The following is a 19214-nucleotide window of genomic DNA, read 5'->3' on the forward strand; positions in this document are numbered from 1 at the left end:
GAGGTGGCAGTATGAAAATTGCGATTGTTACAGGCGCCTCTTCCGGCATGGGAAGAGAATTCGTAAGACAGATTGAACGGTTTTATAAGAACCTGGACGAGATCTGGGTCGTTGCCCGAAGAGAAGAGCGGCTCCTGGAACTGAAAAAGGAACTGTCCTGCTATGTCCGCGTATTTGCCGGAGACATGCAGGAAGGTCTGGTCTACAAGCAGGTTCTGAATCGTCTGGAAAATCAGTCTCCTGATGTAAGAATGCTGGTGAATGCCGCAGGCTTTGGAAAGACCGGAACGGTGGAAGAGATTGCGGCAAAGGATAAGAAGGTGCAGCTTGATATGATCGACCTGAACTGTCGGGGCCTCACCCAGATGACCTGTACCTGCCTTCCCTGGATGCATAAGGGAAGCCGGATCATCAATCTGGCAAGCGCGGCTGCCTTCTGTCCCCAGAGCGGATTTGGCGTCTACGCGGCGACCAAATCCTATGTCTTAAGCTTCTCCCGCTCCTTAGGTGCGGAGCTTTCAGACAGGGGCATCATTGTGACGGCAGTGTGCCCGGGTCCTGTGGACACTGAGTTCTTCCAGATCTCAGGCCCTATGACAAACAGTATGAAAGCGGCCGTGATGGCAAAGCCCCAGGATGTGGTCCGTCAGGCGCTTTTAGATACAAAAGAGAAAAAGGCAATATCCGTCTATGGTGCGGTCATGAAGGGGGCAAATGTAGCAGCAAGACTCATTCCCCACAGTGTGATTTTAAAGGCCATGGATATTTGCAGAAAACGAGAGGATGAGGTGGAATGAGAACGAAAAAAGGGGAGGCTGGGTATATCCGCTCCCGCAAGACGCTATTGATGATCGTAGTTTTATTGGAATTCGCGCTGGTGGGTGGCTTGGTATTTGTGGGCTATAAAACCACCGGAACGCGGCGGAATCTCCTTACTCTTGTGGCGATCTTAGGCTGTCTTCCGGCATGCCGTACCCTGGTAAATCTGATCGTGATGGCACCATATCATTCCATCAACGAAGCGCGGGAACTGGAAATCGCTGGCGTTACCGGGAACCTGACCGTTCTTTATGACCTGATTCTTACCAGCGAACGGAAATCTATGCCGATCCAGTCCATTGCCATTTATAACCGGACTGTCTGTGGCTATGTCAGCGATAAGCGAATTGATACCCACTATGCAGCAAGGCATATCAAATCAATGCTGGCACAGGAGAAACTGGATAAAGTCACAGTAAAACTATTTACAGATTATACCGCATTTCTTGCACGGGCGGAAGGAATGGACAATATTGCTTCCGTTGAACAGGAAGACAACAGCCGGATTGAAAGGAAGATCAGCAGACTGCTCCTTGACATCTCCTTATAGACCCGTCCAAAGAAATCGCTGAAAAAGAAGGAGCGTTGACATGCATGCAGAAGATAACCGTATCTTCTAATGAAGCGGGACAGCGAATGGATAAACTGCTGTCCAAATACTTAAAAGCTGCCCCAAAAGGATTTGTATATAAGATGCTGCGCAAAAAGAATATTACCCTGAACGGCGCGAAGGCAAAAGGAAACGAGAAGCTCTCCCTTGGAGATGAGATCTGTTTTTACTTATCCGATGAGACCTTCACGAAATTTTCCGGAATGCAGACAGCAAAGGCTGCCCCGGCAGGCGGAAAAGAAAGCAGCAGGAATGCCGCCGAAGAATCCCCTCTTCCGGCTGATCTGCAAAAAGCGATGAGACACCTGCCAAAGCTGCAGGTAATATACGAGGACGACCAGGTACTGATCTTAAATAAACCGGCCGGAATGCTGTCGCAAAAAGCATTGCCGTCTGATCTCTCCCTGAATGAATATGTGATCGCCTATCTGCTTCAAAAACACGCCTTATCCGCCGCAGAGCTTATAAGCTTCCGACCGGGGATCTGCAACCGTCTGGACCGGAATACCAGCGGACTTGTCACCGCCGGAAAAACACTGGCGGCCCTGCAGCAGCTTGGTGAGATGTTCCGGCTTCGCAGCATGGAAAAATACTACCTGACCGTGGTGAATCAGATCCTTCCCCGGCCCGCCAGAATCAGCGGGTATCTGCTGAAGGATCCGCATACGAACCGTGTGCACATTTCGCCTACTTTTCAGGAGGGCGCACAGAAAATCGAGACCTCCTATACGCCTCTGGCTTTTGGAAAAAGGGCCACCCTCCTTAAGGTGCACCTGATCACCGGGCGGACCCATCAGATTCGTGCGCACCTTGCCTCCATCGGCCACCCGGTCATCGGGGACGCCAAGTACGGGAACGCTTCCGTCAACGCATATTTTAAGAAAAAATATCATCTGGAGCACCAGCTCCTGCACGCCTGGAAGCTGCGTTTTGGTCCGCTTGGCGGCGCGCTTTCGGGTCTGTCAGAAAAGGAAGTCTGTGCGGATCTTCCTGCGCTTTTGCTCCGGATTCTGGAAGGAGAGAAACTACTGTGGGAACCTGGAGTTCAAGAGGACTAAGGGGCTCGACCTTAGAGGATTTTATCAACCGCACGAATGAACGCTATTTAAATCAGGGGCTGGCCCTGATCCAGAAGATACCGACGCCGATCACCCCGGTCAGAATGGATAAGGAACACCGTCACATTACGCTGGCCTATTTTGATCAGAGAAGTACCGTAGATTATATCGGCGCCGTGCAGGGAATCCCGGTCTGTTTCGACGCAAAAGAATGTAATGTGGATACCTTTCCGCTTCACAACATTCATGCGCACCAGGTGCAGTTCATGAAAGACTTTGAGAAACAGGACGGCGTCGCATTTATTATTATATATTTTAGCGCCAGAAATGAACTTTATTATATGCGTCTTACTGAAATCCTTCGTTTTTGGGAACGCAGTCAAAACGGAGGGCGAAAGAGCATACGCTATGAAGAGCTTGATCCGGCCTTTTTTATGGAGCTGAAGGGAGGCGCATTTGTCCCCTATCTTGAGATGCTTCAGAAGGATCTTGACCTTCGCGCTTGACTTTTCGAGAGAAACTTCGTATAATGTACGGGATTGGTTTAATGAATTAGCAGAGTAAAGCGTACCAAAGAGAGCAATCTAGACCAGAACGAGGAGTATTATAGTTATGAAGCAATTATTACATACGCCGGAAGGGGTTCGTGACATCTACCAGGAAGAGTGCGCCAGGAAGCACGCGCTTACTGACCGGCTCCGCAAGGTGCTGCATTTATACGGATACCACGATATTCAACCTCCTATGTTTGAATATTTTGACGTATTCCGAAAAGAGATTGGAACCATTCCTTCCAAGGAATTATATAAATTTTTTGACAGGGAGGGGAATACACTGGTACTCAGACCGGATATTACCCCGCAGATCGCGCGAGTTGCCGCGACCCTTCTTGCCAGGGAGGATTTTCCCGCACGGCTGTGTTACATGGGAAATACCTTCATCAACCATTCCATCTATCAGGGACGCCTGCGCGAGACGACCCAGATGGGCGCAGAGCTTTTAGGTCTTGACAGCGCGGCGGCAGACGCAGAGATGCTGGCCATGGTCATCGACTGTATGAAAAAGGCCGGACTGGAAGAATTTCAGATCAATGTGGGAAACGCCGAATTTTTCCGGAGCATGATCGAGGACACCGAGGTAGATGAGGAGACGGAAATGCGGCTCCGCGAGCTGGTGTCGAACCGTAATTATTTCGGCGTCGACGAGCTGCTTGCCGGGGAGAATGTAAAGGCAAGCACCCGGGAAGCCTTTGATACCCTCCCGGATCTGGTGGGCGGAGCAGAGGTCCTGGACGCAGCTAAGAAGATCGCCCCGAACGGAAGCGCACTCAAAGCCATCAAGCGTCTGGAACAGACCTACGCCCTTTTAAAGGATTACCGCATGGAAGATTACATCACCTTTGACCTCAGCATGAGCGGGACCTACGGCTACTATACCGGCATTATTTTCCGCGCCTATACCTATGGCACCGGAGACGCCGTGGTAAAAGGCGGGCGTTATGACCACCTCATCGAAAAATTCGGCCAGGAGACGGCGTCCATCGGATTTGCCATCGTGATCGACGAACTGATGAGCGCCCTGACGCGCCAGAAGGTAAAGGTTGACCTTCCGCGTAATAATACACTGGTGCTCTACGATGAGACGAGACAGCAGGAGGCGGTTCTCCTCGCCCGTGAATTTCGGAGCAAGGGAAAGAACACGGAGCTTTTGATGCGCGATCCGGAAAAATCTGTGGATTTCTATCTGGAGCACGACAGGAAGAATCTGGGCGGCAGCATGGTATATCTTCTGGGAACCGGTCAGATACGAATGTACAACTTAAGCACCGGAGAACAGAAAGTAGTAAAAAGCGAAAAGTAGGTAAGACCAATGAGTGATATGCGATATTTGACGTTCGCCCTCTGCAAAGGGAGGCTGGCGAACCAGACTCTGGAACTTTTGGAAGCCCTCGGCATCACCTGTGAAGAGATGAAGGACAAAAATTCCAGAAAACTGATTTTTGTAAATGAAGAATTAAAACTGCGGTTTTTCCTGTCCAAAGGTCCGGACGTTCCGACCTATGTGGAGTATGGTGCGGCGGACATAGGAGTAGTGGGAAAGGATACGATCCTGGAAGCCGGAAGAAAAGTGCATGAGGTACTGGACTTAGGGTTTGGCAAATGCAGAATGTGTGTCTGTGGTCCCGAGGAGGCCGGCATTTACCTGAAGAACCACGAGAGGATCCGGGTGGCGACCAAATATCCCGGAATCGCCAAGGATTATTTTTATAACACCAAGCATCAAACCGTGGAGATCATTAAGCTGAACGGCTCCATTGAGCTGGCTCCCATCGTAGGACTTTCCGAAGTCATTGTGGATATCGTGGAGACCGGTTCTACCTTGAAGGAGAATGGACTGAAGGTACTGGAAGAGGTGTGTCCGTTATCTGCGCGAATGATCGTGAATCCGGTCAGTATGCGTCTGGAGAATGAGCGCATTCGAAGGCTGCTCACCGATCTTCGGACACTTTTGAAAGGAGAGGCATAGACGATGAGAATACGAAAGCTGAATAAAGAGACCAAAGAAAATCTTCTGGAGGATCTTCTGAAAAGAAGCCCGTCAAGCTACGTGGAATACGAAGCCGGCGTGCAGGAGATTCTTAAGGACGTCAGGGAGAGGCGGGATACAGCAGTATTTGACTATACCCGCAAGTTTGACCACGCTGACATAAATGCTGAGACAATCCTAGTGACCGCAGATGAGATTGCGGCAGCTTATGACGAAGTAGATGAGGCGCTTCTTGCGGTGATCCGCAAGGCCCTTCACAATATCGAGAGTTTCCATGCCAAGCAGAAGCAGAACAGTTGGTTCGACAGCCAGAGAAACGGTACGATTCTCGGTCAGAAGGTGACGCCCCTTGCGCGGGTAGGCGTCTACGTACCCGGCGGAAAGGCGGTTTATCCCTCCTCCGTACTCATGAACGTCATGCCGGCCAAGGTCGCAGGCGTAGAGGAGATTATCATGGTCACACCGCCCGGAAAAGACGGCCGCGTAAGCGCCAACACACTGGTCGCTGCGAAAGAGGCAGGCGTGGACCGCATCTATAAAGTGGGCGGTGCGCAGGCAATCGGCGCACTTGCTTACGGAACCGAGAGTATTCCAAAGGTAGATAAGATCGTAGGCCCCGGCAACATCTATGTGGCCCTTGCCAAAAAGGCGGTCTATGGACACGTCAGCATTGACTCCATTGCAGGACCGAGCGAGATTCTGGTCATTGCAGACGAGAGCGCGAATCCGCGCTACGTAGCGGCGGACCTTTTATCCCAGGCGGAGCATGACGAACTGGCTTCCGCGATTCTTGTCACCACGAGCCAGAGCCTTGCGGAGGCGGTTTCCAGGGAAGTGGACGGCTTTCTTAAGGTATTATCCCGCTCTGAGATCATCGCAAAGTCCCTGGATAATTACGGCTATATCCTGGTCGCGGACTCCATGGACGAGGCTATTGACGCGGCAAATGAGATCGCTTCCGAGCATTTGGAAATCCAGACAAAGGAGCCCTTCGAAGTGATGACCAAGATTCGGAACGCCGGAGCTATTTTCATCGGAGAATATGCAAGCGAGCCGCTGGGTGATTATTTTGCCGGCCCGAATCACATTCTTCCCACGAATGGTACCGCAAAGTTCTTCTCCCCGCTTTCCGTAGACGATTTTGTGAAAAAATCCAGTATTATTTCCTATTCGCGGGAAGCGCTTCGGGAAGTGCATAAGGATATCGAGACCTTTGCAAACGCAGAACAACTCACCGCTCATGCCAACTCCGTGCATGTGCGCTTTGAAGAGGAGGAATAGAAGTGAATGCAAGAACTGCCGTGTGCACGCGAAGCACAAAAGAGACGAAGATCACGGTGCATCTTAATCTGGACGGCACCGGGAAGACCGATATTTCAACCGGAATCGGTTTCTTTGACCATATGTTATCCGGTTTTGCCAGACACGGATTATTTGACCTTGCCATACAGGCAGAGGGCGATCTTAATGTCGACTGCCATCATACGGTGGAAGATACCGGCATTGTTCTGGGGCGCGCAATAAGCGAGGCTCTTGGGGATAAGAAGGGCATCAGGCGCTATGGATATTTTCTGCTTCCGATGGACGAAGTTCTGGCTCTTTCCGCCATCGACCTGTCCGGACGCCCGTATCTGAACTATCAGGCCGCATTTACCGTGCCGAAGATCGGGGAGATGGACACGGAGATGTTCCGGGAATTTTTCTACGCCGTCTCGTACAGCACAGCTATGAACCTGCACCTTAAGATCGTGGATCCGGGAAACAATCACCACATGGCGGAAGCGCTGTTCAAAGCCTTTGGAAAAGCGCTCGATATGGCAACCATGGCAGAGCCGCGTATGCAGGATATCTGGTCTACAAAGGGAAGTTTGTAAAAGGAGTTTAGATGAAATGAGTTATAAAAGATTAATCCCCTGTATTTTTATCTACAAGGGCAAAGCAGTGACCTGGTTCGATAACATGGAGGTCGTATCCGACGATGTAGTGGGCCTGGCAAAACAGTATAGTGACAGAGGGGCCGACGAGCTGCTGGTATTTGATTTGTCCCAGTCTGACCAGGAGCACGACGAGTCCATTGATCTGATGAAGAAAATAAACCGGGTAATCCGCATTCCCATGGTCGCAGGAGGAAATATAAGGCGCCAGGAAGATGTGAAGAAAATTCTCTATGCAGGTGCCAAACGCGCCATGCTGAATTTCTCCAAACCGGATTCCCTGGCTCTGATAGAAGATACCGCAAAACGGTTCGGCAAAGAAAAAATCGCTGTTTCTCTGAACGATTTTGACACATTGTTCAAACAGCAGCATCTCATACAAAATTACAGCTCCGAGATCGTGTTCATGCACCGGCTGGACTTAAATTCGGTGATGAATATCACGGATATCCCCTGTGTGGTGGTGACGGATACGCTGGAAAAGCATGAACTGTTCAAGATTTTAAAATGTCCCGGAGTAAAAGGTCTTTCCGGACGCTTTGTCAGCCAGAAGGGAATGGATTATAACGCCTATAAAGCGGAATGCACTGAGGAAGGCATACGCATGACTTCCTTCGAGAGTATGATGGAATTTTCCGAATTTAAACTGAATTCCGACGGGCTTCTTCCGGTCGTCGTACAGCACTACAAGACCTCGGAAGTCCTGATGGTGGCTTACATGAACAAGGAAGCCTTCGACAAGACCGTAAAAAGCGGCAAGATGACTTACTACAGCCGGAGCCGCCAGTGTCTCTGGATCAAGGGTGAGACCAGCGGACATTATCAGTATGTCAAATCCATGACCATCGACTGCGATAAGGATACCCTTCTTGCCAAGGTAGACCAGGTCGGCGCCGCCTGTCATACCGGCAACCCTACCTGTTTCTTCCAGCCTGTCGTCGGAAACGACTATGACGAGACGAACCCGCTCCAGGTGTTCGAGAGTGTCTACCAGACGATTCAGGACAGAAAGTCAAACCCAAAGGAAGGTTCTTATACCAATTACCTGTTCGAGAAGGGAATTGATAAGATCCTGAAAAAGGTGGGAGAGGAGGCTACGGAGATCGTGATCGCGGCCAAGAACCCCAATCCGGAGGAAGTCAAGTACGAGGTCTCTGATTTCCTGTATCATGTGATGGTACTCATGGTGGAAAAAGGAATCACCTGGGAAGATATTATTAAGGAATTGGCTGACAGATAGGGTGAAGAATTATTTTTTGAAAATGCGGTGAATGGAAACCCAATGGCTGGAGCGGTGACCTAAAAATCGGTCTACTGTTTTATTGGGAAAACATATTTAAGAATAGGCAGGGCATATACTTAAGAAGGCGTAAATGTCCTGCTTTTTTAATTGCCAAGCACACCTGAAATAATGTCCACCGTGCTTTATTTACATGGAGAAATGGCGCACAAACATTTTCAACATACTGTTAGGATAATCCAATAAATATGTTTTAATCCTTCAAAAAATCAACTTATATTCAGGAAAGGAGTACCTCCATATGAATGATTCCCAGAAAAGAAGAGAGCAGCTTTTAAGAGAAACCCGAAACCTCTACCGGACCTCCCAGATTCCGGCCGTTCACCCGCGTTACAGCGCGGCAAATCATTTTCTCTATGGGGAAGATGCGAAGACGGAAGGCAGCTCCAGCCTAGGGGCCCGCATTTTCATCAGCCTTCTTCTGTTTGTCATCTTTGCCTCGGCCGATTACCAGGGAGAGAAAATCTGGAAGCTAAAACCGTCTCAGATTGTGTCCCAGATCCAAAACCAGCCGGATTTCTCCTTAAATAAGATTTTTAAATAGAGAATCGAAGAACTTACTGACTTAATATTACAACCTAATGGTATTCATATCGTTTTTAAAATAAGTGCGGAAATAAATTTGTTGTGAGTGTGCATTTTCAAAAGAATTGAGTTTTAAATAACGTTAGAGTATAATGAAAGAAGAATCATTACGAGGAGGAACCACACATGAAAAGATTTAAGAATGTTTTTGTACTTCTTATTCTTGGCGCCATAGCAGCCATGACGCTCGCGGGCTGCAAGAAACGCGAACCGGCGGACGCCTACATCAAAGCTGAACTGGAGAAAGTGCAAAAAGGGGAATACGAGAAACTGGATGAGATGTTAAACGAGGTATTGGAGGAAGATTTGGATACCAACGGCGTAGAAGACTTCCCGGAGGAGTTAAAAGAAGAGTATCTCACTTTTCTGAAGGAAGCATGCGGACATATCAAATATTCCGTCAATGAGGAGAAAAAACAGCAAAATGAATACAAAGTGACCGTAGAAATCGAGCCACTTGATATCCGGCTTACTACCACGGACCCGGTAAACGAATATATGAATACCGCCAAGGCTGAGAATCTCACGGAGGAGATGCACGAGATCCTGAAGCTATCCACTGAAGCACTCGCATCGCCCGTTTATTCGGACAAACTGACCGCTTCCTTCCGGCTTTCCTACAAAGACGGCACCTACACGCAAAAGGAGGACGAGCTCCTTACCGCAGTGAAGGTCATGCTGGTCAATGCTTCTGCACCCTATGTACAGGCCGACGGAAGCGTGAACATGAAAGCCTATGTCAAATCCTGTCAGGACGCCATGTTCAAGGGAGATTATACCGAATATGCCAGACAGACCGGGATGACAGATGAGGAGGCACAAAAGGAGATTGATGAAATGTACGAGCAGGCTCTGCCAAACGATGTGGACTTGACAGACGAACAAGAGACTCGTTATCTTACTGCTCTTAAGAAAATTATGGCAAACACAATCTATGAGGTAGGAAATATTCAGCAGGTAGACTCTTCCAGTTATACCGCCGTCATCAACTACACGCCAAATCTGGCCCTTCAAAAATGCTTCGAGGATCTGCTTTCCAATGCAGAGAGCGGGAAATACAGTAGTGAAGCGCAGCTCATTGAAGGACTTCTTACTTTGATGGAGCAGCACGCGGAAACGCCGGTAAACGGGGAACCATCCCAAATGACGGTAAACATTATTCGGAACTCTTCCTGGGAGATGCAGATTGATGACAGTGATTCGGAGGAGCTGTTCATGGCAATGCTGCCGACACAATAAGCAGTTTACTGCAGTAAATCAAACATATGACAGCAGACAATTATACAGAATGGAATTTAGTAAACAATGAGAAAATTAGCACTTGATGAAGATTTATTATTACAGATTGAAAAACCGGCCCGCTATATCGGGGGCGAGGTGAATTCCGTCATAAAGGACAAGAATGCGATAGAAATCCGCTTTGCCTTCTGTTTCCCGGAGGTATATGAGATCGGAATGTCCCATCTGGGAATGCAGATTCTCTATGACATGTTCAACCGCAGGGATGATGTCTGGTGTGAGAGAGTATTTTCACCCTGGGTAGACCTGGACAAAGAGATGCGAAAAACAGGGATTCCCCTGTTTGCACTGGAATCGCAGGACCCCGTGAAGGAATTTGATTTTCTGGGCGTCACCCTGCAGTTCGAGATGTGCTACACCAATATTTTACAGGTGCTGGAGCTCTCCCAAATCCCCCTCCACGCCAAAGACCGCACGATGGGGCAGCCGTTCGTGATCGGCGGTGGACCCTGTGCCTACAACCCGGAGCCGCTGGCGGATTTCTTTGACCTTTTTTATATCGGAGATGGCGAGACAGTCTACGATGAACTCTTTGATGTCTACAAAGAGTGGAAGGGTTCCGGGAAAGACCGAAGGAGCTTTCTGGAGATAGCGGCGGAAATAGAGGGAATCTATGTCCCTTCCTTTTATGATGTCACGTATAAGGAAGACGGTACCATCGCCTCTTTTATTCCCAACAATCCACACGCACCGAATAAGGTACGCAGACAGGTAGCTTCTGACATGTCCAAAACGACCTATCCGCTAAAGCCCGTCGTACCTTTTATTAAGATCACACAGGACAGAGCGGTTCTGGAGATTCAGCGGGGCTGTATCCGAGGCTGCCGGTTCTGTCAGGCCGGTATGGTGTACCGTCCTGCCCGTCCGCGGGATATCAATATGCTGAAGGAAACGGCACGCGCCATGCTTAGGAACACAGGACACGAAGAGATCACACTCAGTTCCTTAAGCTCCAGCGATTATAACGAGCTGAATGAGATCGTCACCTTCCTGATCGAGGAATTCCAGGATCAGGCCGTAAATATTTCCCTTCCGTCTCTGCGGATCGACGCCTTTTCCCTGGATGTCATGAGCAAGGTACAGGATATCCGCAAAAGCAGTCTGACCTTCGCGCCGGAGGCGGGAACCCAGAGAATGCGTAACGTGATAAATAAAGGCCTTACAGAGGAAGAGATTCTGGAGGGCGCAGGGCAGGCTTTCGAGGGCGGCTGGACTAAGGTCAAGCTGTATTTCATGTTGGGTCTTCCCACCGAGACGGAAGAAGATATGAGGGGAATCGCAGTTCTTGCAGATAAAGTGGCGCGGAGATATTATGAGATTCCCAAAGAACAGCGCCATGGAAAATGTCAGATCACCGCCAGCAGTTCCTTCTTCGTCCCCAAACCGTTTACGCCCCTGCAGTGGGCCGTGATGTGCCCCTTTGAGGAATATATCCACCGGGCACAGGTCGTGCAGGAAGCCATGCGTGATCAGTTAAACCGAAAAAGCCTGAAATACAACTGGCATACGGCGGAACTGACCGTTTTGGAGGGCGTTTTTGCCAGAGGCGACCGTAATATGGGCAAGGTCCTGGAAGAAGCCTACCGGCTCGGGTGCCTCTATGACTCCTGGGACGAGTATTTCCGCTATGATTTGTGGATACAGGCTTTTGAAAATATGAAGATGACTACCGATTTTTATAACCTAAGAGTACGGGAAGCAGATGAAATCTTCCCCTGGGATTTTATTGACTGTGGCGTGACAAAGAAATTTTTGAGAAAAGAATGGGAGAAGGCCATGGCCGCAGAGGTCACTCCTAATTGCCGGGAACAGTGTTCCGGCTGCGGCGCGGCAAGCTACAAGGGAGGTGTCTGCTTTGAAGGTACGCATTAAATTTCGCAAATATGGAATCATGAAATTCATCGGTCATCTGGACGTGATGCGCTATTTTCAAAAAGCGATCCGGCGCGCCCGGATTCCCATCGCATTTTCGGGAGGATACAGCCCCCATATGATCATGTCCTTTGCCAACCCGCTGGGCGTGGGACTTACAAGCGACGGGGAATACTTCGATATCGAACTGAAAGAGCCGATCTCAAGCAGCGAGGCGGTAGGGCGTCTGAACGCCCAGATGGTGGAGGGCATGGAAGTCCTAAGCTTTGTGGAGATTCCCGATGACAAGAAAAATAAAGGAATGTCCATCGTTGCAGGCGCTTCCTACCTGTCCACCCCGCGAAAAGGCGCCTTGCCCGACGGCTGGGAGAAAAAACTGGAAGAATTCTACCATCAGGAAACGATTACGGTTCTGAAAGCGACAAAAAAGAGCGAAAAAGAGGTCAACATCCGTCCCCTGATCTACGAACTGAAAGCGCAGGGACCGTCTATTTATATGAAGGTCGCTGCAGGCAGTGCGCAGAATCTGAAACCGGAGCTGGTGACCGAGGCGTTCCTTTTGTTCCTTGGCTTACAGGAGGATATCGTATTTGCCCAGCACCGAATCGAGAATTATGCGGATATCGGTGAGGAAGGCAGCCCTCATTTTGTGCCGCTTGACGCCCTGGGATGGGAGATTGTCTAATGGAGACCGGACGGAAACTTGTAATTTGTGAATGTAAGGACCGGCAGCTGGCTGCTCTTTTTGAGGATGGTAAGGCGGTGGAACTGCATTACGCCAGCCAGAGTGCCTGCCGCGTGGGCGAGATCTATGTGGGAAAGATTCAGAAAATCTTACCCAATATTTCTGCGGCCTTTGTGGAAATTGGAAAGGGCGTTCTCTGCTATTATTCCCTGTCCGAAAAATACGAACCTGTTTTCACCTCCAAGGCCGGAAAGAAGCCTTTTTGTGTCGGTGATGAGCTTCTGGTGCAGGTGCAGAAGGAAGCGGTAAAGACCAAACAGCCGGTCGTGACCGGGAATCTGAATTTTACAGGGAAATACGTGGTTCTGACTTCCGGTAACCGCACCATCGGCGTGTCGGCCAAATTATCTCCCGCGCGTAGAGCCGAGCTGGAGAAACTTGGCATAGAATATGCCGACGAAGCATTTGGCATCATTTTTCGGACCAACGCCAAAGCTGCTTCCGATGAACTGATTCGATCGGAGATCCGAAAACTATCCCAAAGCATGCAAAACGTACTGACCTACGGACGAATGCGGACCTGCTTTAGCCTGGTGCGCGGCGCGGCGTCTCCGTGCATCGCAGTCTTAAGAGATATCTATCAGGAGGGTCTTTCCGAAATCGTCGTAGAAAAACAGGAAGGCTCCGATCAATTATATCAGGAGGTACAGACCTACCTTCAGGAGGAGCAGCCGGAGGACCTTGGAAAACTTAGGGCCTACACGGACGCCTCTTATCCGCTGGCAAAATGTTATAATCTGGAACGCATCACCGACGAGGCGTTAAAGGAACGAGTCTGGTTAAATTCCGGCGCCTATCTGGTGATCGAGCCGACGGAGGCACTCACCGTAATCGATGTCAATTCCGGCAAATGCCAGAAGAAGAAAGCCTATTTTCCCCAGATTAACCAGGAGGCTGCCAGGGAATGTGCCAGACAGATCCGTCTTCGGAATCTTAGCGGGATTATTCTGATTGATTTCATTAACCTGAATTCCGAAGAAGAACAAAAGGAGCTGCTTCACTACTTAAGGCAGGAGCTGTCCCGGGACCCCAATCCGGGAAACGTGGTGGATATGACGGCTCTGCAGCTTGTAGAGATTACCCGAAAGAAGGTATATAAAACACTGAAGGAGAGTTTATATGGGTAAAAAAGAAGTAAAGACAAATGCCATGCGTATCTTAGATAAGAAGAAAATTGCTTATGACTTCCGTTCCTATGAATGCGAGGAATTTACGGACGGAATCGAGACAGCCGATAAGCTGGGACTTCCCCACAAGGAGGTCTATAAGACCATTGTGACCACGGGAAAAAGCGGGGAACACTATGTGTTCGTTCTTCCGATCGAAGCCGAAATCGATTTTAAAAAGGCGGCAAAAGCGGTAGGGGAGAAGTCCCTGGAGATGCTACATTTAAAAGAACTGACGCCGCTTACGGGCTATGTACGGGGCGGCTGTACGGCTATCGGCATGAAAAAGAATTTTCCGGTGGTGATCGACGAAAGTGCCCACTCATTTGCCAGAATCCACGTAAGCGCCGGTAAAATCGGGGCGCAGCTTACTTTGTCGCCGGACGATCTGGCCGCGGTAAGCCAGGCCAAATTCGCAGATGTGATCTACAAGGTATTATGATGAATCTCAATCATACACTAAAGCCCCGTTTAGTTGCTATGCAGAAATGTAAAAGGAAACAGGAAAAATATTTCATCTATTATGCAGAATAGATGAAATTGTCTGTTTATAGCAAAAAATAGTTGCATTTTCCGTTTTAGCGTAATAAAGTATAAAAAGAAATTGAGAATGAGTTGAGACGGAGGATACAAAGACGATGAAGAAGGTAGTAAAGTTTGGCGGCAGTTCTCTTGCCGATGCGGCGCAGTTTAAAAAAGTAGGAAAAATCATTCGTGATGACAAATCCAGAAGATATGTGATTCCGTCTGCTCCCGGCAAACGTTATCCGGAGGACGTCAAGGTGACGGACATGCTCTACAAATGCTACGGAGCGGCATTGCGGGAAAAGAAATTTACAGACCTTTTAGCGGACATTCAGGCGAGATATCAGGAGATTATCGATGAACTGGGTATTGACCTGAGCCTTGATAAAGAATTCGAGACCATACGGCAGGATTTTGGCAGAAAGATCGGCAGAGAGTACGCAGCTTCCCGTGGAGAATTCTTAAACGGAAAGATTATGGCGGCTTATCTGGGATTTGAGTTCATCGATGCGGCAGATGTGATCGCCTTTGATGAGAATGGAGATTTCCTTGCGGATAAGACCAATGAGCTGCTGACTGCAAGACTGGACGGCATCGATGGCGTCGTGATTCCCGGTTTTTATGGTGCGAAGCCGGACGGCAGTATTCAGACCTTCTCAAGAGGCGGTTCTGATGTGACCGGCTCTCTTGTGGCAAAGGCGATCCACGCCGATATGTACGAAAACTGGACCGATGTTTCCGGTTTCCTGATCGCAGATCCGCACATTATCAATAATCCGAAGGGAATTGAAGCGATTACTTACAAAGAACTGCGCGAGCTGGCCTATATGGGAGCCAGCGTTCTCCACGAGGACGCCATTTTCCCGGTAAGAAAAGAAGGAATTCCGATCAATATCCGCAACACCAACCGGCCGGAGGATAAGGGAACCCTGATCGTGGAAGGTACCTGCCGCAAACCGAAATACACCATCACCGGAATCGCCGGCAAACAGGGCTTTGCCTCCATCACGATCGAGAAGGCCATGATGAACTCGGAAGTCGGGTTTGGAAGAAAGGTGCTGGGCGTCTTTGAGGACCAGGGCATTTCTTTTGAACATATGCCTTCCGGAATCGATACGATGACCATTTTTGTCCATCAGGAGGAATTCGAGGAGCATGAGCAGCAGGTTATTTCCGGAATCCACCGTGCGGTACAGCCGGACGACATTGAGCTGGAATCCGACCTGGCGCTGATCGCCGTAGTGGGACGCGGAATGAGACAGACGCGCGGTACAGCCGGACGTATTTTCTCGGCGCTGGCCCACGCCCATGTGAACGTGAAGATGATCGACCAGGGCTCCAGTGAGCTGAACATCATCATCGGCGTGCGCAATCATGATTTTGAGGCGGCGATCCAGGCAATTTATGATATTTTTGTAAACACGCAGATATAGGCTACTTTTCTCCGGCGAAATATGGTAAAATAATAGATGTACAAAATGATAAAACAGGAGGCTGTACCATGAACGTTTTATTCTTTTTGAAGCCAAAGGCAGAGCTGGCTTACATCTATGATTACCATACCTTAAGACAGGCGATGGAGATTATGGAGTACCATAAATATTCCTCGGTACCAATCATTAACCGTGACGGCAAATACATAGGAAGTATCACAGAAGGAGATCTTCTCTGGGGGATTAAAGATCTGAACATTCTGAATATCAAAAACGCGGAGAACATTGCTGTCACGAAGATTCCGCGAAGAATGGACTATAAAGCCGTCCGCGTCGATTCCAAGATCGAAGATCTGATCATGCGGTCCATGGAACAGAATTTCGTACCGGTCGTCGATGACCAGGAGAACTTTATCGGCATCGTGACCCGGAAGGATATCATCGGTTTCTGTTACGACAGGTTAAAAAGTTGTGCCGAAAAATCTGCATAAAATCTAATAAAATGGGTTGACTTTGTGCGGCGTACTGATGTATAATATACCAGTATGCCGCACAACGAGGTTTTAAGCCCTGCCATGCAGGCACCGTAGTTGGCGAGTAATGATAATAGGAGGTGCCATATGTACGCAATTATAGCAACAGGTGGTAAACAGTACAAAGTAGCCGAAGGCGATATCATTAGAGTAGAGAAGCTTGGTGTCGAGGCTGGACAGTCTTATACGTTTGACCAGGTACTTGCAGTAAGCGCTGACGAGCTGAAAGTCGGAACCCCGACCGTTGAGGGTGCAACCGTTGAAGCATCTGTGATCGGTGATGGTAAGGCTAAGAAAGTTATCGTTTACAAGTATAAGAGAAAAACCGGATACCACAAGAAGAATGGTCACAGACAGCAGTACACCGAAGTTAAGATCGACAAGATCAATGCATAATCGGTAATTGATATGATTCAGGTATCTATTTTTAAAAACAGGAACAATGAATGCGTTGGATTTCGGACGAGCGGTCACGCAGGAGCTGAGGAGCCGGGACACGATATTGTATGTGCCGCAGTTTCCATGCTCGTTATGAATACCATGAATTCGATCGAACAGTTCACAGACGCCAATACCTCTCAGGTATCGGACGATACGGACGGCGTGATCGAATATCAGATTTTAAGCAATCCCACGGAGCGGACAGAACTGCTCATGGATTCCATGATTCTCGGTCTTCAGAGCCTGGAAGATGATCCGGACTATACAGCGTATATTGACTTAATATTCGAGGAGGTGTAACACCATGATGAAATTAAACCTTCAGTTTTTTGCTCATAAAAAGGGAGTTGGTTCTACAAAGAACGGACGTGACTCTGAGTCTAAAAGACTTGGTGCCAAAAGAGCAGACGGACAGTTTGTAAAGGCTGGAAACATCCTGTACAGACAGCGCGGAACCAAGATTCACCCAGGCGTGAATGTAGGACGCGGAGGAGACGACACCCTGTTCGCACTGGTTGACGGTGTTGTTCGTTTCGAAAGAAAAGGTAGAGATAAGAAACAGGTTTCTATCTATCCGGCAGCTGAATAAGCATGATTTCCATGAGGCTTCAAACTTTTAGTTTGGGGCCTTGTTTTGAATTGTGAGACGAAAGGAGAAGCCATATGTTTGCAGACAGAGCAAAAATCTATATCCGCTCCGGGAAGGGCGGCGATGGACACGCCAGCTTCCGGAGAGAACTTTACGTTCCCAACGGCGGCCCTGACGGCGGCGATGGCGGACGCGGCGGAGACGTGATCTTCGAGGTAGATAAGGGGCTTAATACCCTTTATGACTACCGGCATAAGACCAAATATAAAGCGCCTGACGGAGAGCAGGGCGGCAAGAGAAGATGTCACGGAAAAGACGCAAAAGATATCGTCCTTAAGGTCCCGGAAGGCACGATTATCCGGGAAGCCGAATCTAATAAAATTATCGCCGATATGTCTGGTGGGAACACCAGACAGGTGATCTTAAAAGGCGGCAAGGGCGGGCTTGGCAATATGCATTTTGCGACAGCAACGATGCAGGTGCCCAAATATGCACAGCCCGGCAAGCCAGCACAGGAGCTCTGGGTGAACCTGGAATTAAAAGTTATCGCCGATGTAGGACTGATTGGATTTCCGAACGTGGGAAAATCCACCTTTCTTTCCAGAGTGACCAACGCGCAGCCTAAGATTGCCAACTATCATTTTACCACACTGACGCCGAACTTAGGTGTCGTTGACCTGGAAAATGGCAAAGGATTCGTGCTTGCCGATATACCGGGGCTGATTGAAGGCGCATCAGAAGGCGTGGGGCTGGGACATGAGTTCCTGCGGCACGTAGAGCGTACCCGAATGATGATCCATGTGGTCGACGCTGCCGGAACAGAGGGCCGTGACCCGGTAGACGATGTCTACAAGATCAACGCAGAGCTTAGCGCATACAACGAATCCATTGCCGCTCGCCCGCAGGTGATCGCGGCCAATAAAGTAGATCTGATCTACGAGGGGGACGAGGATCCTGTCGACCGGCTTCGGAAGGAATTTGAGCCGAAGGGAATCAAAGTATTCCCGATTTCCGGCGTCTCCGGCGAGGGAATCCAGGAACTTCTCTATTATGTAAGTGAGGAGCTTTCCAAAATGGATTCTTCCCCTGTGGTCTTCGAGCAGGAGTATTTTCCGGAAGAGGAGATTATTCATATTGATCTTCCGTTTACTGTGGAACACGTCGATGATATGTATGTTGTCGAAGGACCCAAGATTGAGAAGATGCTGGGATATACCAATCTGGATTCTGAAAAGGGATTTGCTTTCTTCCAGCGATTCCTGAAGGAAAGCGGGATTCTGGATCAGCTGGAAGCAGTCGGAATCCAGGAGGGCGATACAGTAAAGATGTACGGATTACAGTTTGACTATTATCCGGAATAATTTGGGGTGCCAGATTATTATCTGAAATAACACAAAATATTCGGCTATCATCCGGAATAGTTCAGAATAGAAGTAAGAGAAAGGAATCAAAATAAATTATGACTTCAAAGCAGAGAGCTTATCTAAAAAGCCTTGCCATGACCATGGACCCTATTTTGCAGATCGGTAAATCCGGCGTTACCCCGGAAGTCACCGCTTCCGTAGATGAGGCACTTACTGCAAGAGAGCTGATCAAGATTCATGTGCTTCAAAACTGCCTGGAAGACCCGAAAGAGCTGGGACAACTCCTGGGCGAGAGAACACGTTCTCAGGTAGTTCAGGTCATTGGAAGAAAGATCGTATTATATAAAGAGGGAAAGGACGACAAGAAGAAGATCGTCCTTCCTTAGGAGGTTCA

Annotated in this window: 22 protein-coding genes; all 22 read left to right on the forward strand. The window is 48.9% G+C overall.

Translation table 11 applies throughout. The features are described from left to right. Positions 1-11: 11 nt before the first annotated feature. The 22 genes from ABXS75_11700 (at position 12) to yhbY (ending at position 19206) form a co-directional block, all read left to right on the forward strand. Positions 12-797, forward strand: coding sequence for an SDR family NAD(P)-dependent oxidoreductase (locus ABXS75_11700; protein XCP83741.1), 786 nt, complete (start codon positions 12-14; stop codon positions 795-797). Next, positions 794-1369 (forward strand): hypothetical protein, encoded by a 576-nt coding sequence (locus ABXS75_11705; protein ID XCP83742.1) that lies wholly within the window; start codon positions 794-796, stop codon positions 1367-1369. Before ABXS75_11700 ends, ABXS75_11705 begins: the two co-directional genes overlap by 4 nt. Positions 1370-1413: 44 nt before the next feature. Continuing rightward, positions 1414-2487, forward strand: coding sequence for an RluA family pseudouridine synthase (locus ABXS75_11710; GenBank protein XCP83743.1), 1074 nt, complete (start codon positions 1414-1416; stop codon positions 2485-2487). Then, positions 2460-2993, forward strand: coding sequence for a Holliday junction resolvase RecU (locus tag ABXS75_11715; GenBank protein XCP83744.1), 534 nt, complete (start codon positions 2460-2462; stop codon positions 2991-2993). Before ABXS75_11710 ends, ABXS75_11715 begins: the two co-directional genes overlap by 28 nt. 106 nt (positions 2994-3099) lie before the next feature. Continuing rightward, positions 3100-4347 carry an ATP phosphoribosyltransferase regulatory subunit gene (hisZ, locus tag ABXS75_11720; protein XCP83745.1) on the forward strand — a complete coding sequence of 416 codons (1248 nt, stop codon included), beginning with the start codon at positions 3100-3102 and terminating at the stop codon, positions 4345-4347. A gap of 18 nt (positions 4348-4365) precedes the next feature. Beyond that, positions 4366-5013, forward strand: coding sequence for an ATP phosphoribosyltransferase (gene hisG / locus ABXS75_11725; protein ID XCP87145.1), 648 nt, complete (start codon positions 4366-4368; stop codon positions 5011-5013). A 3-nt stretch (positions 5014-5016) separates the two neighbouring features. Beyond that, positions 5017-6315 carry a histidinol dehydrogenase gene (hisD, locus tag ABXS75_11730; GenBank protein ID XCP83746.1) on the forward strand — a complete coding sequence of 433 codons (1299 nt, stop codon included), beginning with the start codon at positions 5017-5019 and terminating at the stop codon, positions 6313-6315. 2 nt (positions 6316-6317) lie between these two features. Further along, positions 6318-6908 (forward strand): imidazoleglycerol-phosphate dehydratase HisB, encoded by a 591-nt coding sequence (gene hisB / locus ABXS75_11735; protein ID XCP83747.1) that lies wholly within the window; start codon positions 6318-6320, stop codon positions 6906-6908. A gap of 16 nt (positions 6909-6924) precedes the next feature. Next, positions 6925-8208, forward strand: a complete 1284-nt coding sequence (hisIE, locus tag ABXS75_11740; GenBank protein ID XCP83748.1) for a bifunctional phosphoribosyl-AMP cyclohydrolase/phosphoribosyl-ATP diphosphatase HisIE — start codon at positions 6925-6927, stop codon at positions 8206-8208. A gap of 301 nt (positions 8209-8509) precedes the next feature. Continuing rightward, on the forward strand, positions 8510-8812 hold the full coding sequence (locus ABXS75_11745) for a hypothetical protein (GenBank protein XCP83749.1): 303 nt from the start codon (positions 8510-8512) through the stop codon (positions 8810-8812). 167 nt (positions 8813-8979) lie between these two features. Then, entirely contained in the window at positions 8980-10092 is a 1113-nt protein-coding gene (locus tag ABXS75_11750; protein XCP83750.1) for a hypothetical protein, read from the forward strand. A 66-nt stretch (positions 10093-10158) separates the two neighbouring features. Then, the gene (locus ABXS75_11755) at positions 10159-12024 is read left to right on the forward strand and encodes a TIGR03960 family B12-binding radical SAM protein (GenBank protein ID XCP83751.1); all 1866 of its coding nucleotides are present in this window, start codon (positions 10159-10161) and stop codon (positions 12022-12024) included. After that, positions 12008-12709: a TIGR03936 family radical SAM-associated protein gene (locus ABXS75_11760; GenBank protein ID XCP83752.1), complete on the forward strand. Its 702-nt coding sequence runs from the start codon at positions 12008-12010 to the stop codon at positions 12707-12709. The genes ABXS75_11755 and ABXS75_11760 overlap by 17 nt, the downstream gene beginning before the upstream one ends. Next, positions 12709-13896: a ribonuclease E/G gene (locus ABXS75_11765; GenBank protein XCP83753.1), complete on the forward strand. Its 1188-nt coding sequence runs from the start codon at positions 12709-12711 to the stop codon at positions 13894-13896. Before ABXS75_11760 ends, ABXS75_11765 begins: the two co-directional genes overlap by 1 nt. Beyond that, positions 13889-14377, forward strand: coding sequence for a Cys-tRNA(Pro) deacylase (gene ybaK / locus ABXS75_11770; GenBank protein XCP83754.1), 489 nt, complete (start codon positions 13889-13891; stop codon positions 14375-14377). Before ABXS75_11765 ends, ybaK begins: the two co-directional genes overlap by 8 nt. A gap of 196 nt (positions 14378-14573) precedes the next feature. Continuing rightward, a complete protein-coding gene (locus tag ABXS75_11775; protein ID XCP83755.1) occupies positions 14574-15893 on the forward strand; it encodes an aspartate kinase in 1320 nt (439 codons plus the stop codon). A gap of 68 nt (positions 15894-15961) precedes the next feature. Further along, a complete protein-coding gene (locus ABXS75_11780; protein ID XCP83756.1) occupies positions 15962-16384 on the forward strand; it encodes a CBS domain-containing protein in 423 nt (140 codons plus the stop codon). A 129-nt stretch (positions 16385-16513) separates the two neighbouring features. Continuing rightward, positions 16514-16822 (forward strand): 50S ribosomal protein L21, encoded by a 309-nt coding sequence (rplU, locus tag ABXS75_11785; GenBank protein ID XCP83757.1) that lies wholly within the window; start codon positions 16514-16516, stop codon positions 16820-16822. Between the two features lie 12 nt (positions 16823-16834). Then, positions 16835-17167, forward strand: coding sequence for a ribosomal-processing cysteine protease Prp (locus tag ABXS75_11790; GenBank protein ID XCP83758.1), 333 nt, complete (start codon positions 16835-16837; stop codon positions 17165-17167). A 4-nt stretch (positions 17168-17171) separates the two neighbouring features. Then, a complete protein-coding gene (rpmA, locus tag ABXS75_11795; GenBank protein ID XCP83759.1) occupies positions 17172-17456 on the forward strand; it encodes a 50S ribosomal protein L27 in 285 nt (94 codons plus the stop codon). Positions 17457-17530: 74 nt separating this feature from the next. Further along, positions 17531-18817: a GTPase ObgE gene (gene obgE, locus ABXS75_11800; GenBank protein XCP83760.1), complete on the forward strand. Its 1287-nt coding sequence runs from the start codon at positions 17531-17533 to the stop codon at positions 18815-18817. A gap of 98 nt (positions 18818-18915) precedes the next feature. After that, positions 18916-19206 carry a ribosome assembly RNA-binding protein YhbY gene (gene yhbY, locus ABXS75_11805; protein ID XCP83761.1) on the forward strand — a complete coding sequence of 97 codons (291 nt, stop codon included), beginning with the start codon at positions 18916-18918 and terminating at the stop codon, positions 19204-19206. Positions 19207-19214: the final 8 nt, after the last annotated feature.

Origin of the sequence: Roseburia hominis (genome assembly GCA_040702975.1) — a bacterium.
GTDB classification, from domain to species: domain Bacteria; phylum Bacillota; class Clostridia; order Lachnospirales; family Lachnospiraceae; genus Allocoprococcus; species Allocoprococcus hominis_A.

Bases quoted from the DNA above. Each gene is read 5' to 3' on its own strand.
- hisZ (XCP83745.1), top strand. From the start codon at position 3,100: ATGAAGCAATTATTACATACGCCGGAAGGGGTTCGTGACATCTACCAG.
- hisG (XCP87145.1), top strand. From the start codon at position 4,366: ATGCGATATTTGACGTTCGCCCTCTGCAAAGGGAGGCTGGCGAACCAG.
- yhbY (XCP83761.1), top strand. From the start codon at position 18,916: ATGACTTCAAAGCAGAGAGCTTATCTAAAAAGCCTTGCCATGACCATG.
- ABXS75_11750 (XCP83750.1), top strand. From the start codon at position 8,980: ATGAAAAGATTTAAGAATGTTTTTGTACTTCTTATTCTTGGCGCCATA.
- ABXS75_11775 (XCP83755.1), top strand. From the start codon at position 14,574: ATGAAGAAGGTAGTAAAGTTTGGCGGCAGTTCTCTTGCCGATGCGGCG.
- ybaK (XCP83754.1), top strand. From the start codon at position 13,889: ATGGGTAAAAAAGAAGTAAAGACAAATGCCATGCGTATCTTAGATAAG.
- ABXS75_11705 (XCP83742.1), top strand. From the start codon at position 794: ATGAGAACGAAAAAAGGGGAGGCTGGGTATATCCGCTCCCGCAAGACG.
- ABXS75_11755 (XCP83751.1), top strand. From the start codon at position 10,159: ATGAGAAAATTAGCACTTGATGAAGATTTATTATTACAGATTGAAAAA.
- hisIE (XCP83748.1), top strand. From the start codon at position 6,925: ATGAGTTATAAAAGATTAATCCCCTGTATTTTTATCTACAAGGGCAAA.
- ABXS75_11710 (XCP83743.1), top strand. From the start codon at position 1,414: ATGCAGAAGATAACCGTATCTTCTAATGAAGCGGGACAGCGAATGGAT.
- hisD (XCP83746.1), top strand. From the start codon at position 5,017: ATGAGAATACGAAAGCTGAATAAAGAGACCAAAGAAAATCTTCTGGAG.
- ABXS75_11765 (XCP83753.1), top strand. From the start codon at position 12,709: ATGGAGACCGGACGGAAACTTGTAATTTGTGAATGTAAGGACCGGCAG.
- ABXS75_11790 (XCP83758.1), top strand. From the start codon at position 16,835: ATGATTCAGGTATCTATTTTTAAAAACAGGAACAATGAATGCGTTGGA.
- rpmA (XCP83759.1), top strand. From the start codon at position 17,172: ATGATGAAATTAAACCTTCAGTTTTTTGCTCATAAAAAGGGAGTTGGT.
- ABXS75_11700 (XCP83741.1), top strand. From the start codon at position 12: ATGAAAATTGCGATTGTTACAGGCGCCTCTTCCGGCATGGGAAGAGAA.
- obgE (XCP83760.1), top strand. From the start codon at position 17,531: ATGTTTGCAGACAGAGCAAAAATCTATATCCGCTCCGGGAAGGGCGGC.
- rplU (XCP83757.1), top strand. From the start codon at position 16,514: ATGTACGCAATTATAGCAACAGGTGGTAAACAGTACAAAGTAGCCGAA.
- ABXS75_11780 (XCP83756.1), top strand. From the start codon at position 15,962: ATGAACGTTTTATTCTTTTTGAAGCCAAAGGCAGAGCTGGCTTACATC.
- ABXS75_11745 (XCP83749.1), top strand. From the start codon at position 8,510: ATGAATGATTCCCAGAAAAGAAGAGAGCAGCTTTTAAGAGAAACCCGA.